Below are 13,247 nucleotides of genomic sequence, written 5' to 3'. Positions count from 1 at the left end.
CCATCGGCTTTCCTGCTCTGGTACCCCCGACCGGATTCGAACCGGCGCTACTGCCGTGAGAGGGCAGCGTGCTAGGCCGCTACACAACGGGGGCTTTCTTGGTGATCCCTTGCGAGATCAGTACCCCCGACCGGATTCGAACCGGCGCTACTGCCGTGAGAGGGCAGCGTGCTAGGCCGCTACACAACGGGGGCTTTCTTGGCGGCCCCTTGCGGGACCAGTACCCCCGACCGGATTCGAACCGGCGCTACTGCCGTGAGAGGGCAGCGTGCTAGGCCGCTACACAACGGGGGCTTGTACTGCTTGATACTACCTTGGTACTGCGGTGGTGCTGGGTACTGCGCTGGGGTACCAGGACTCGAACCTAGACTAAATGAACCAGAATCACTCGTGCTGCCAATTACACCATACCCCACCGGAGTTCAACCCCTCGACGGGGTCTTGCTCGGCGCTGCTCCGGCCGTTCGGTCCTGACGAGGTTTCTGGTCCCTCGCCGTTCCCTCCCGGGCGGCGCAGAAAGAACATTACCCGATGCCGGGCGCCGCTCCAAAATCGATAACCGCAGGCAGGGCCGGGGACGCCGCGGGCCCGGCACGCTGCCGGGCCCGCGACCTGCTCAGAGCCCGCCTCAGGAGGCCGGGACGGCCGCCAGGGCGGCGGTGAGCCGGCGCAGCGTCTCGGGGCGCCCGAGCAGCTCCATCGACTCGAACAGCGGCGGGGAGACCCGTCGGCCCGTGACGGCCACCCGCAGCGGCGTGAAGGCGAACTTGGGCTTGATGCCCAGTCCGTCCACCAGCGCCTCGCGCAGCGCGGCCTGGATCGGCTCCGGCGAGAAGTCCGCCAGCTGCTCCAGCGCCGCGATGCTGGCCTCCAGCACCGGGCGGGAGTCGGCCGTGAGGACCTTCGCCGCGTCGTCCGGGTCGAGGGCGAAGTCGGCCGGGTCGACGAACAGGAAGCCGGCCATGCCGACGATCTCGCTCAGCACGACCATCCGCTCCTGGGTGAGCGGTGCCACCTTGGCCAGCAGCTCCAGCTGCTCGGCGGTCGGCTCGGCCGGCAGCAGGCCGGGGGCCTGCAGGTACGGCACCAGGCGGCGGACGAAGTCCTCCGGGGCCAGCCGGCGCACGTGCTCGGCGTTGATGTGCTCGCACTTCTTGAGGTCGAAGCGGGCCGGGTTGGCGTTGACGTCCGCGATGTCGAACGCCGCGACCAGCTGCTCCACCGAGAAGATGTCGTCGTCCGCGGAGAGCGACCAGCCCAGCAGCGACAGGTAGTTGAGCAGGCCCTCGGGGATGAAGCCGCGCTCGCGGTACAGGTTGAGCGAGGCCTGCGGGTCTCGCTTGGAGAGCTTCTTGTTGCCCTCGCCCATCACGTACGGCAGGTGGCCGAAGCGCGGGGTGGTGCCGTCACCGACGCCGATGTCCGCGAGCGCCGCGTACAGCGCGATCTGCCGGGGGGTGGAGGAGAGCAGGTCCTCGCCGCGCAGCACGTGGGTGATGCCCATCAGGGCGTCGTCCACCGGGTTGACCAGGGTGTACAGCGGCGCCCCGTTGGCCCGGACGATGCCGTAGTCCGGCACGTTCTCCGGCTCGAAGGTGAGCGTGCCGCGCACCAGGTCGTCGAAGGAGAGCGTGCGGTCGGGCATCCGGAAGCGCAGGATCGGCTCGCGCTTCTCCAGCTTGTAGACCGCGACCTGCTCGTCCGTCAGCTCGCGGCAGTGGCCGTCGTAGCCGGACGGGCGGCCGGCCGCGCGGGCGGCCTCGCGGCGGGCGTCGAGCTCCTCGGTGCTGCAGTAGCAGTGGTACGCGTGGCCGGCCTCGTGCAGGCGGCGGGCGACGTCGGCGTAGATGTCCATCCGCTGCGACTGCCGGTACGGCGCGTGCGGGCCGCCGACCTCCGGGCCCTCGTCCCAGTCGAAGCCCAGCCACTTCATGGCGTCGAGCAGCTGCTCGTACGACTCCTCGGAGTCGCGGGCCGAGTCGGTGTCCTCGATCCGGAAGACCATCGTGCCGCCGTTGTGGCGGGCGAAGGCCCAGTTGAAGAGGGCGGTCCGGACCAGGCCCACGTGCGGGTTGCCGGTCGGGGAGGGACAGAAGCGGACCCGGACGGTGGGGTCGGTGTTAGCCACGCTTGATCACCTTGTTGGTGAGAGTGCCGATGCCTTCGATGGAGACGGCGACCTGGTCGCCGACGTTGAGCGGGCCCACCCCTGCGGGTGTGCCGGTGAGGATGACGTCGCCGGGAAGCAGCGTCATGGCCTCGGAGATGTGGACGATCAGCTCGGCGACCGAGCGGACCATCTGCGAGGTGCGGCCGGTCTGCCGCAGCTCGCCGTTGACCGTGCAGGTGACGGCCAGGTCGGCCGGGTCGAGGTCGGTCTCGATCCACGGGCCGAGCGGGCAGGACGTGTCGAAGCCCTTGGCGCGGGCCCACTGGCCCTCGCGCTGCTGGATGTCGCGGGCGGTCACGTCGTTGGCGCAGGTGTAGCCGAGGATCACCTCGGGCACCCGGTCCAGCGGGACCTCGCGGCACATCCGGCCGATCACCACGGCCAGTTCGGCCTCGTGCTGGACGTCCGAGGAGAACGGCGGGTACGCGATGGACTCGGTCGGGCCGATCACCGCGGTGGACGGCTTGAAGAAGGTCAGCGGGGCGGCCGGGACCTCGTTGCCGAGTTCGGCGGCGTGCGCCGCGTAGTTGCGGCCGACCGCGACGATCTTGTTGGGGAGCATCGGGCTGAGCAGCCGGACGTCCTGGAACCGGTAGCTCTCGCCGGTGGGCTGGGGCTGCCCGAAGGGGTGGCCGGCCAGCGCGTGGACGACCAGAGACTCGGGCTGGGCGGGGTCGCCCTCGACCACGCCGAAGGAGACGGTGCCGGCGGCAGGGCTCCCCTCTCGGACGGAAAACCTGGCAATGCGCACGGCTGGGCTACCCCTCGCTTCGTCGGCCGCCCGGGGCGCGCCCGGGCGCTGGTGGGCGCCGCGCCGTCCTGGCCACGGGCCCGCTCAATCGTCGACCAGGCTATCGCGTGAGCCCCTGCCTGCCCGCTTTGCCCCTGTTCAGCGGGGTTGCGCCCCTCCCCGGCGGCGGGTGGCGTCACGGCGAAGGGCGCCGCGGCCGCACGGTCGGGTGCGGCCGCGGCGCCCTTCGCTCGGGGCCGGGCGGTGTCAGTCCTGCGGGACGGCGACCACCGGGGCGACCATCAGCCTGGTGCGGCGCGGGTTGGCCGTGTTCGTGGGCAGCTCGGTCGCGTACGTCGCGACGTCCGCGGAGCCGCGGGCGCCGGGGATCTTGCTGAAGTCCTCGACCGAGGCCAGCGTCGTCCGGCGCGGGTTCGCCGTGGAACGGCTGGACTGCGTGGACGTGGTGGCCGTGTTCGCCTGGGACATCGCGTCAGCACCTTGGAGGTCGCGGCCGGGCGGATCCACACGGATCGGCCGAGGCCTGAGTGGTTCGGGGGGTTTGCGGGCAGGCTGAATCGAGGCCGTGCTCCGGACAGCCAGGTTACGGATCTCTTTCCACAGCCACCGTGACCAAAGCTACACATTGGCCTGTGATTTTGCTCACTAATTGAAGAGCAATTCTCTTATATCCGACATATCGCTTCATCAGGTTTTACCGACATAGCGGCAATAACGGACAAACCGGAACCACTGCACTTCCAGTTGATCTCGGGTCGGCTTGGCATGTATCCGGCGAGTGTCCGAAAAAGGCGGTATTCCGGTCCGGTTACCGCACAGTCAGTGAGACCGCGCACGCATTCGGTAGCGCCGCGCGGTGAGCCCTGGCGGCCCTTGTTGGGATTCCCCGGCTGTGCTGGAATGCCACGGACCGTGGGTAGGGAGTAGTCCACCCCGGTGACCCGCTCTCCCGGACCGGCCGGGGTGCGGAGGAAACTCGACACCGTCCAGGCCGCGGCGACGCGGCGGGACGCCCGGTCCAGAGGTTGCGACGCCAGTGCAGGGACGTTTCAAAAGGGGTAGCGGCGCCGCGGGTGACCCGGAGTCGCGTGAGCCGTTGGCAGCCCCCCAGCAGGCGGCGACGCCCGGCGGTCCGGCCGAACCGGCGCCCGACGGGCCCGGCCGTCCGGAGGTCGACGGGCCCGAGGACCGGAAGTCCGCCCGGGACAAACTCCGCAAGACCCTGACCAGGCGCCGCGCCAAGGGCATGAGCCGGCTCGCGATGCGCAACTGGCGGATCCGTACCCGCCTGATCGCGCTGCTCGCGCTGCCCGTGCTCGTCGCCCTCGTCCTCGGTGGTCTGCGCATCCAGACCTCGCTCGAGACCTCGCAGCAGCTCGCCCAGATGGCCAACCTCTCCGATCTGGCGAAGAAGGCGACCAGCCTCGCCGACGCGCTGCAGACCGAGCGGGACATCAGCGCCGGTCCGATCACCAAGGACCCGAACGCCACCCTCGACGACGAGATCACCAACGCCCGCAAGATCACCGACGATCTCAGCCGCACCTTCACCGCGTCCTCGGACAAGTTCGAGAACCTCGAGCTGTCCGGCGGCAAGGCCCTGCTCTTCCAGGTCCGCAAGGACCTGAACTCGATCGCCGACGCCCGCAACACCCCGTACCAGAACAACCAGAACATCCAGGCCACGATCACCGCGTACGACGTGATCATCCGCGACCTGCTGTCGATCACCCAGGACATCGCGCTCGCCTCCAACAACCGCGACCTGGTCCGCGCCACCCGCGCGCTCCAGCAGTTCTCGCTGGCCAAGAACGCCACCTCGCAGCAGCGCGCCCTGATCAGCGCGGCGCTCGCCAACCCGAAGGCCCCCGACCTCAGCCTGAGCGACGAGTCCTTCGGCATCCGCCTGCGCGCCTCCTACGACAACGCGCTCACCAGCTTCAACAACATCTACACCTCGCACGACCTGGACAACCTGCGCGGCCAGCTCAGCTACAACTCGGTGGTCGCCGACGCCGACCGCTACTCGCGCTCGATCCTCCAGCAGAGCGGTATCCGCCAGACCGAGCCGCGCTCCTACAAGGACTGGTACGAGCAGTCCTCCGCCAAGATCAGCGCCGAGCGGCGGATCGAGGCCAAGCTGATCGAGGACCTCGACGGCAAGGCCCAGGAACTGCAGTCCGCCGCCGACACCGAAGCCCTGATCATCGGTGCCGCGGTCGCCCTGGTGCTGCTCGTCGCCCTCGGTGGCGCCGGTCTGATCGCCCGCTCGATGGTGCGCTCGCTGACCCGGCTGCAGACCGCGGCCGAGGACGTCGCCGAGCGGCGGCTGCCCGAGCTCGTCAAGACGCTCTCCGAGAGCGACCCGCACGACGTCGACGTCACCGTCGAACCCGTCGGCGTCGACTCCTCCGACGAGATCGGCCACGTGGCCCACGCCTTCGACATGGTGCACAGCGAGGCCGTCCGCCTCGCCGCCGAGCAGGCCCTCCTCCGCGGCAACATCAACGCGATGTTCACCAACCTCTCGCGCCGCAGCCAGGGCCTCATCCAGCGCCAGCTGTCGCTCATCTCCGAGCTGGAGAGCCGCGAGGCCGACCCGGACCAGCTGGCCAACCTCTTCAAGCTGGACCACCTCGCGACCCGTATGCGCCGCAACGGCGAAAACCTCCTCGTCCTCGCCGGTGAGGACCCGGGCCGCCGCTGGACCCGCCCGGTGCCGCTGGTCGACGTGCTCCGCGCCGCCGCCTCCGAGGTGGAGCAGTACGAGCGCATCGAGCTCGCCGCGGTGCCCTCGGCCGAGGTCGCCGGCCGCGTCGTCAACGACCTCGTCCACCTGCTCGCCGAGCTGCTGGAGAACGCCACCTCGTTCTCCAGCCCGCAGACCCGCGTGCGGGTCACCGGCCACGCCCTGCCGGACGGCCGGGTGCTGGTCGAGATCCACGACACCGGTATCGGTCTGAGCCCCGACGACCTCGCCGACATCAACGAGCGCCTGGCCAACCCGCCGACGGTGGACGTCTCGGTCTCCCGCCGCATGGGCCTCTTCGTGGTCGGCCGCCTGTCGCTGCGCCACGGCATCCGGATCCAGCTGCGCCCCAGCGACTCCGGCGGCACCACCGCGCTCGTCATGCTCCCGGTGGACGTCACCAACTCCGCCGACCGCCGTGCCCCGGCCCGGCCCGGTTCGGCGCAGGCCAAGCAGCAGCGCGGGGTCGCCCCGACGCCGCGCCAGCAGCGCCAGGTGCCCGGCGGCCCGAACGGCGGCCCGGCCGCGCTCGGCCAGGGTCCGGCGGGCGGCGCCCCGCAGGGCCGTCCGCAGCTCGGCCAGGGCGGCCCGGGTGCGCCAGGCGCCCCGGCCGGCCAGGGCGGCTTCGGCGGCGGCCCGAACGGCCCCGGTGGCCCCGGCGGTCCGAACGGCCCCGGCGGGCGGAGCGGCGGCGGTCTGCCGACCCGTCAGGTCGGCCAGTCGCTGCGCGGCGAGGCGCCGTCGGCGCTGAGCCCGCAGGGCGGCCTGCCCCCGCAGGGACCCGGTCGCCAGGGCCAGCCGCAGGGCGGCCCTGGTGCGGGTCAGCCGCAGGGCGGTCCCGGTGGCGGCCTGCCGCGCCGCGGCCAGCAGCCCGGTCGTCCGCAGCCCGCCCAGGGCCGCCCCGACGGCGGTCGGCGCCCCGGCCCGGAGCGTGCGCGCCCCGGTGACGGCGGCAACGGCGCCCCGGGGGCCCGTACCGGCGAGCAGCCGCAGCACGGCTGGGCCGACCAGTCCGGCCGTCCGGGTGCCCAGCAGGGCAGCCGCCCCGGCAACCGGCCGCAGGACGGCCTGCCGCAGCGCCGCCCGGCCGGCCAGGGCCCGCAGGGCGCCCAGGGGCCGCAGGGTGGCGCCCAGGGCCCGCAGGGGCCCGGCGGTCAGCCTCCGCAGGGTCAGCAGGGCCCCGGCGGTCAGGGTCCGCAGGGCCCGCGCCGCCCGCAGCGGCCCGGCCCGGACGCACCGCAGCGCACCCGCCAGCAGCAGCTCCCGCAGCAGGCCCAGCCCCAGCAGCCGCAGCCCCAGCAGGCCCAGCAGCTGCCGCCGGCCGAGTCGGCGTCGATGGAGAGCACCCAGCAGTTCGCCCGGCCGCGCTTCGAGGCCAGCGAGATCGACCCGCGCGACCCGCTGGGCCTCGGCCTGGTCGAGCCGGTGCTGCCGAGCGTGCCGAACCCGGCCCGTCCGGAGCCCGTCCGCCAGGAGCAGGTCCGGCCCGAGCCGACCCGCCAGGAGCAGTTCCGCCAGGAGCCGATGGCCCTGCCGACCGGCCCGTCCGACGGCGGTGCCCACGGCGGTGCGCCGCTCTTCCAGCCGGCCGAGCAGTCCTGGCCCCAGCAGGGCCACGACCAGCAGGCCCGCCCGCGGCCGTACCAGCCGCGCCGCCCCGGGACCACCGCCCCGGACGCCCGGCAGCAGGCCCAGCCTCAGCAGGCCCAGCAGCCGCAGCACCAGCAGGCTCCCCAGGGCCAGCAGCCCCAGCAGGGCCCGCAGGGTGGTCAGGGTCCGCAGGGCGGCCCGGGTGACGCACCGTGGCGCCCGTCGGCGAACGACGAGCGCTGGCGCCGGGCCGAGCAGGTCCGCGAGCCCTCCACGAGCGGCGTGACCATGTCCGGTCTCCCCCGGCGGACCCCGCAGGCCAACCTGGTCTCCGGTACCGCCGAGGCGTCCCCTCTGACCGGTCCGCAGGTCTCCCGCGCCCCCGAGGAGGTCCGCGGCCGTCTCACCAACCTGCGCCGCGGCATCCAGCAGGGCCGCAGGGCCGGGGCCGAGCAGGCCGCGGGCCAGGGCGGCCAGCAGAGCAACCAGCAGGGCAGTCAGCATGGTGCCCAGCAGCCCGGGTTCGATAGCTTCGGAGGCCGGACCGACGGCAACGGCGCAGATCATCAGGAGCGTTGAGTTGAATCAGATGAGCCAGGCCGCACAGAACCTGAACTGGCTGATCACCAATTTCGTGGACAACACCCCCGGGGTGTCGCACACGGTGGTGGTTTCAGCCGACGGCCTCCTGCTGTGCATGTCGGAGGGTTTCCCCAGGGACCGCGCCGACCAGCTCGCCGCCGTCGCCTCCGGCCTCACCTCCCTCACGTCCGGCGCCAGCCGGATCTTCGAAGGGGGCGAGGTCAACCAGACCGTCGTCGAGATGGAGCGCGGCTTCCTGTTCCTGATGGCCGTCAGTGACGGCTCCTCGCTCGCCGTGCTGGCGTCCCCGGACTCCGACATCGGCCTCGTCGGCTACGAGATGGCACTGCTCGTCGACCGGGCCGGCGCCGTTCTCACCCCCGCACTCCGCGCAGAGCTCCAGGGCAGTCTGCTGCACTGAGCGGACACCACACCGTCCCACCTCCCGCCGGGTCTGACCCGACCAGGCCCGGCGCTTCACCCTCAGCTACCCTCAGGCAGCTGATTTCGCCTCAGCTGGTATTGCCCCAGCTGGAACCGGCTGCCCAAGGCTGCAGCACAAGGAGGACCCATGACCCCGCCTTCGACACCCGCCGGCTCGTACGGCAGCGGGTACGGCAGCGGCTACGGCGGGCAGCAGTCCGACGGCTACGAGCAGCAGCCGCTGGTCCGCCCGTACGCGATGACCGGAGGCCGCACCCGGCCCCGGTACCAGCTCGCCATCGAGGCGCTGATCTCGACCACGGCCTCCGCCGACCGGACCGGGGGCCTGCTGCCGGAGCACGCCCGGATCGTCGGCCTCTGCCGTGAGGTCAAGTCCATCGCGGAGATCTCCGCACTGGCCGGCGTGCCGCTCGGAGTGGCCCGCATCCTCGTGGCCGACCTGGCCGAGGCCGGCCTTGTCGCCATCCACCAGCCCGCCGCCGCGGGCGAGTCGGGCGGAACGCCCGATGTCACGCTGCTCGAAAGGGTCCTCAGTGGACTTCGCAAGCTCTAACGCGGCCGCCCCCACCCGCGCCACCACCTCCGCGAAGATCGTCGTCGCGGGCGGCTTCGGTGTCGGCAAGACCACGCTCGTCGGCGCCGTCTCCGAGATCAACCCGCTGCGCACCGAAGCCGTCATGACCTCCGCGTCCGCCGGCATCGACGACCTCAGCCACGTCTCCGGCAAGACGACCACCACCGTCGCCATGGACTTCGGCCGCATCACCCTCGACGAAGACCTCATCCTCTACCTCTTCGGCACCCCCGGACAGGACCGCTTCTGGTTCATGTGGGACGACCTCGTCCGAGGCGCCATCGGAGCCGTCGTCCTCGTCGACACCCGCCGCCTCGCCGACTGCTTCCCCGCCCTCGACTACTTCGAGAACAGCGGACTCCCCTTCGTCGTCGCCCTCAACGGCTTCGACGGACACCAGCCCCACACCCCCGACGAAGTCCGCGAAGCACTCCAACTCGGACCCGACACCCCCGTCATCACCCTCGACGCCCGACGACGCGACTCCGCCAAGAGCGCCCTCATCACCCTCGTCGAACACGCCCTCCTCGCCCGCCTCCGCTGACCGGAGAACCGCAGGCCGGGAACCCCGGCGGCCCGCCACCAGAGCGGGCCGCCGGGACACGCGCGTGTGCGAGAGGTGTCACACCGGCGCATCGCGCAAGACCCGCGCATAAGCAGCGGATAACAGTTCGGTAGGCATTTGGTGATCAACAGTGACTCTGTGTAGCCAAACCACGTCACTCAGCGCCAGAAGACCACGGTTATGCCCCCGCATGTCGGCGAATGTCCGAAATGTGTCACAGTCGGCCGCCGTCGAGAGCTGTTTGTCCCCCATCCCTGCACGTGCTGAAATTCCAGCTACCCCTAAATCCTGTTCGTCAGTCCCACCCAGCAGCGGGCAGCTGCCAGGGGTAGCGCTGGATTGATCCATGGCCGCCGAGCGGCCGAGAGGTTGTTGTCGAGTGAGGCGTAAGCAGCAAGTCGCCCCGCAGCGGCGCTCCGAGCCCCGCCAGAGCGAGCCGAACGGTACCGCAACGGACCAGGCCGGGTTCTCCGCGTTCACACCCGCCGAAGAGCGGCCCCCGACCGCCGCACAGCCCGCGGCCGTGTCCGCCAAGGACCGCCGCGACGGCGGCTCCCAGGCGTCCGACGCCACCCCGCAGGGCGGCAGCCGGTACGACTTCGTCCGGCCGCGCAACTGGCGCGTGCCGACCCGCCTGGTCGCGATCCTGCTGATCCCGGTGATCGTCGCCCTGGTCTTCGGTGGTCTGCGCGTCAACACCTCGGTCGACGGCTACATCAAGGCCTCCCGAGCCGAGAAGACCGCCCGCCTGGCCAAGGCCGCCACCGAACTCGCCGAGGCGCTGGAGACCGAGCGTGACAAGACGCTCATACCCCTGCTGACCAACCAGGACCCGGGCGGCGACGTCGCCAAGACCCGCGCCACCACCGACAACGCGCTCAAGGCCTACAACGCGGCCTACGCCGCCACCAACGGCGAGGGCGAGCTGTCCCGCCGCCACGAGGCCTTCCAGGGCTTCGCCAACGCGCTGCCGCACCTGCGCCAGAACGCCTACAAGCCCGAGCTGTTCGCCACCGCGACCCAGTCCGCGTACTCGGTGATGGTCGCGCCGCTGCTGTCCTACGACAACTCGGTCGGCCTCGGCAGCTCCAACATCACCAGCAAGGGCCGCGCGATCTACGCGATGTCCCTGGCCAAGGCCTCCGCCTCGACCCAGCGCGCGCTGATGCTCCACCTGCTGGTCGGCATCTCCGCCAACGCCACCACCCGGTACGAGAACAGCGACCTGATCCAGCAGCTGCTGGTCTCGGCCAAGCTGGAGCAGGTGTCGCTCGCCGAGTTCAGCAGCGGCAGCGCCCCCGAGGACCTCAAGACGTACGCCGACGCCCAGGTCGCCCAGGCCAACGCCGACCAGCGCGCCGCCTACCGGATGCCCAACGGCAGCGCCCCCACCATGCTGGGCCTGCTGGCCCTCGGCGCTACCTACACCCAGAACGCCGCCGACGGCATGACCAAGGGCAAGGCCGCCGCCGACGCCGCCTACAAGGACGCCAAGGACTCCGGCCTCACCCCCGAGAACTGGAACCAGGCCTCCAACACCCACATCGCGACCCTGCGCGCCACCGAGGTCGCGCTGCTCGACGACGTGCTCCAGGACGCGGCCGGCCTGCGGGACCGCGCCCTCTACGACGCCATCCTGAACTCGGTCATCGTCCTCGTCGCGCTGATCCTGGCCGGCGTGCTGACCGGTTTCACCGCGCGGTCGATGATCCTGGGCATGCGCACCCTGCGCAACGGCGCCCTGGAGATCGCCGACCACCGCCTGCCGGACCTGGTCGAGCGGCTCTCCAAGACCGACCCGGACCGGGTGGACACCTCGGTGACCCCGATCCCCCTGCACGGCAAGGACGAGATCGGCGAGGTCGCCCGCGCCTTCGACCAGGTCCACCAGCAGGCGGTCGCACTCGCCGCCGAGCAGGCCCTGCTCCGAGGGAACGTCAACGCGATCTTCACCAACCTGTCGCGCCGCAGCCAGAGCCTCATCCAGCGCCAGCTGGCACTGATCACCGACCTGGAGAACAACGAGGCCGACCCGGACCAGCTGGAGAACCTCTTCAAGCTGGACCACCTCGCCACCCGTATGCGCCGCAACGGTGAGAACCTGCTCGTCCTCGCGGGCGAGGAGGCCGGCCGCCGCTGGAACACCCCGGTGCCGCTGGTCGACGTGCTCCGCGCCGCCGCCTCCGAGGTGGAGCAGTACGAGCGCGTCGAGCTCGCCGGCATCCCCGAGGCCGAGGTCGTCGGCGCCGCCGTGACCGACCTCGTCCACCTGCTCGCCGAGCTGCTGGAGAACGCCACCTCGTTCTCCAGCCCGCAGACCCGGGTGCTGGTCAACGCCACCCGCCTGCCGGACGGCCGGGTGCTGGTCGAGATCCACGACAAGGGCATCGGCCTCACCGCCGAGGACTTCGCCGAGATCAACGAGAAGCTGGCCGAGCCGCCCACCGTCGACGCCACCATCTCCCGCCGCATGGGCCTGTTCGTGGTCGGCCGGCTGTCCCAGCGGCACGACATCCGCGTGCAGCTGCGCCCGTCCGGCGAGTCGGCCGGCACCACCTCGCTGGTCATGCTCCCGCCGTTCCTGACCCAGATGGGCGCGGTACCGGAGCCGGAGGAGCAGTTCACCGTCTCCCGGATCTTCGCCGACCAGGAGCCGACCGCGGCCGACTGGGCCGCCGAGGTCCAGAACCGCCCGCGCAGCGCCGCAGAGCTGGGCTTCGACGACCACCTCACCGGCAACGGCGGATCGGGCTTCAGCCCGGCCCTGGAGGCCGTCCAGCGCTCGCAGCGGCTGGACCAGGTCCGCCGCGCCGCCCTGGAGTCCGGCCCCGGCACCGACGGCGAGCCGCCGGTGCTGGACGCCGAGGTCGAGGAGGCCCCGTACCAGCCCGAGGCCGGCTACCAGCAGTACGGCTACGAGGACGACCAGTACGGCCAGAACGCCCAGAACGGCCAGTACGACCAGGGCGGGTACGGCAACGAGCAGTACGCCGACGGCCCGTACGGCCAGGACGACCAGTACGGCGGGTACCAGCAGCAGGGCTACGGCGACGAGCAGTACGCCCAGGGCGACCAGAACGGGCAGTACGCCCAGGACGGCCAGTACGCCCAGCAGGGCTACCAGGACTACCAGGGCTACGACGGCTACGCCGACGAGCAGTACGGCCGGCAGGGCGAGGAGGCCCCCTCGGGCCACCCGTACAGCCCGGAGCCGGCCGCGCTGCCCACCGCCCAGCCCGCCACCACCCTGCCGTCCGGCCTGCCGCAGCGCCGCCCCGGCCAGCAGCTGGCCAGCGGCGGCACGACCGTGGGCCCGGGCCGGAACGACGGCCAGGACACCGGCGAGACCCCGAACTGGTTCACCGGCGCCAAGGACACCTCCGGCCCGGTCGAACCGCGCGGTCACGACGTGTCGGCCCTCGGCGGCTACGGTCCGACCGGCCCCACCGGTCCGACCGGTCCGACCAACTCGCCCTGGCAGTCGCCCAACGACGGCGACTGGCAGCGTGCCGAGCAGCTGCGCGAGCCGGCCTCCGGCGGTACCACCGCCTCGGGCCTGCCCCGCCGCGTACCCAAGCAGAACCTGGTGGCCGGCAACGCCAAGCCCACCCCGCAGGACGGGCCCCAGGTCTCCCGCAGCCCCGAGGAGGTCCGCGGCCGGCTCACCAACCTGCGCCGCGGCGTCGAGCAGGGCCGCAGCGCAGGCAGCACCGGAAGCTTCCGGATCGACCCCGATCAGGCAGACCCGTCCGGCAACGGACAGCAGAACCGCAGCACCGATCTCTTCGGCGGCTCGAACCACCAGGAGCGTTGAGTTGAGTC

Annotated in this window: 8 protein-coding genes and 4 tRNA genes; 5 read left to right on the top strand and 7 right to left on the bottom strand. The window is 71.8% G+C overall.

Going from position 1 to position 13,247, the window contains the following annotated elements:
• Positions 1 to 18 precede the first annotated feature (18 nt).
• From ACGFZP_RS07345 to ACGFZP_RS07315, 7 genes are all read right to left on the bottom strand, one after another.
• A tRNA-Glu gene (locus tag ACGFZP_RS07345) sits at positions 19 to 94 on the bottom strand.
• A 27-nt stretch (positions 95 to 121) separates the two neighbouring features.
• Positions 122 to 194 (bottom strand) — tRNA-Glu (locus tag ACGFZP_RS07340).
• Between the two features lie 27 nt (positions 195 to 221).
• Positions 222 to 294: transfer RNA gene (locus ACGFZP_RS07335), tRNA-Glu, on the bottom strand.
• Between the two features lie 49 nt (positions 295 to 343).
• Positions 344 to 415, bottom strand: a tRNA-Gln gene (locus ACGFZP_RS07330).
• Positions 416 to 628: 213 nt separating this feature from the next.
• On the bottom strand, positions 629 to 2,128 hold the full coding sequence (gene gltX, locus ACGFZP_RS07325) for a glutamate--tRNA ligase (protein ID WP_392929485.1): 1,500 nt from the start codon (positions 2,126 to 2,128) through the stop codon (positions 629 to 631).
• Positions 2,121 to 2,921: a fumarylacetoacetate hydrolase family protein gene (locus ACGFZP_RS07320; RefSeq protein WP_392929483.1), complete on the bottom strand. Its 801-nt coding sequence runs from the start codon at positions 2,919 to 2,921 to the stop codon at positions 2,121 to 2,123. Before ACGFZP_RS07320 ends, gltX begins: the two co-directional genes overlap by 8 nt.
• A 246-nt stretch (positions 2,922 to 3,167) precedes the next feature.
• Positions 3,168 to 3,389: a hypothetical protein gene (locus ACGFZP_RS07315; protein ID WP_392929481.1), complete on the bottom strand. Its 222-nt coding sequence runs from the start codon at positions 3,387 to 3,389 to the stop codon at positions 3,168 to 3,170.
• A 628-nt stretch (positions 3,390 to 4,017) separates the two neighbouring features.
• On the opposite strand from ACGFZP_RS07315, the gene ACGFZP_RS07310 reads away from it, so the two are divergent.
• The 5 genes from ACGFZP_RS07310 to ACGFZP_RS07290 all read left to right on the top strand — a co-directional run bounded on the left by ACGFZP_RS07310 (position 4,018) and on the right by ACGFZP_RS07290 (position 13,239).
• Entirely contained in the window at positions 4,018 to 7,839 is a 3,822-nt protein-coding gene (locus ACGFZP_RS07310) for a nitrate- and nitrite sensing domain-containing protein (RefSeq protein ID WP_392929479.1), read from the top strand.
• A gap of 10 nt (positions 7,840 to 7,849) precedes the next feature.
• A complete protein-coding gene (locus ACGFZP_RS07305; protein WP_360642581.1) occupies positions 7,850 to 8,263 on the top strand; it encodes a roadblock/LC7 domain-containing protein in 414 nt (137 codons plus the stop codon).
• 150 nt (positions 8,264 to 8,413) lie between these two features.
• On the top strand, positions 8,414 to 8,839 hold the full coding sequence (locus ACGFZP_RS07300; protein ID WP_392929478.1) for a DUF742 domain-containing protein: 426 nt from the start codon (positions 8,414 to 8,416) through the stop codon (positions 8,837 to 8,839).
• Positions 8,820 to 9,404 (top strand): ATP/GTP-binding protein, encoded by a 585-nt coding sequence (locus ACGFZP_RS07295; protein ID WP_387945380.1) that lies wholly within the window; start codon positions 8,820 to 8,822, stop codon positions 9,402 to 9,404. Before ACGFZP_RS07300 ends, ACGFZP_RS07295 begins: the two co-directional genes overlap by 20 nt.
• A gap of 400 nt (positions 9,405 to 9,804) precedes the next feature.
• On the top strand, positions 9,805 to 13,239 hold the full coding sequence (locus ACGFZP_RS07290) for a nitrate- and nitrite sensing domain-containing protein (protein ID WP_392929475.1): 3,435 nt from the start codon (positions 9,805 to 9,807) through the stop codon (positions 13,237 to 13,239).
• Positions 13,240 to 13,247: the final 8 nt, after the last annotated feature.

It is taken from the genome of Kitasatospora sp. NPDC048239 (assembly GCF_043202015.1).
GTDB lineage: Bacteria > Actinomycetota > Actinomycetes > Streptomycetales > Streptomycetaceae > Kitasatospora.
Note: the sequence above shows the minus strand (reverse complement) of the source record. Positions and strands in the feature narration are given on the sequence as shown.

Excerpts from the sequence above, each read along its gene's own strand:
- ACGFZP_RS07315 (WP_392929481.1), bottom strand. The coding sequence starts at position 3,389 with ATGTCCCAGGCGAACACGGCCACCACGTCCACGCAGTCCAGCCGTTCC.
- ACGFZP_RS07305 (WP_360642581.1), top strand. The coding sequence starts at position 7,850 with ATGAGCCAGGCCGCACAGAACCTGAACTGGCTGATCACCAATTTCGTG.
- ACGFZP_RS07300 (WP_392929478.1), top strand. The coding sequence starts at position 8,414 with ATGACCCCGCCTTCGACACCCGCCGGCTCGTACGGCAGCGGGTACGGC.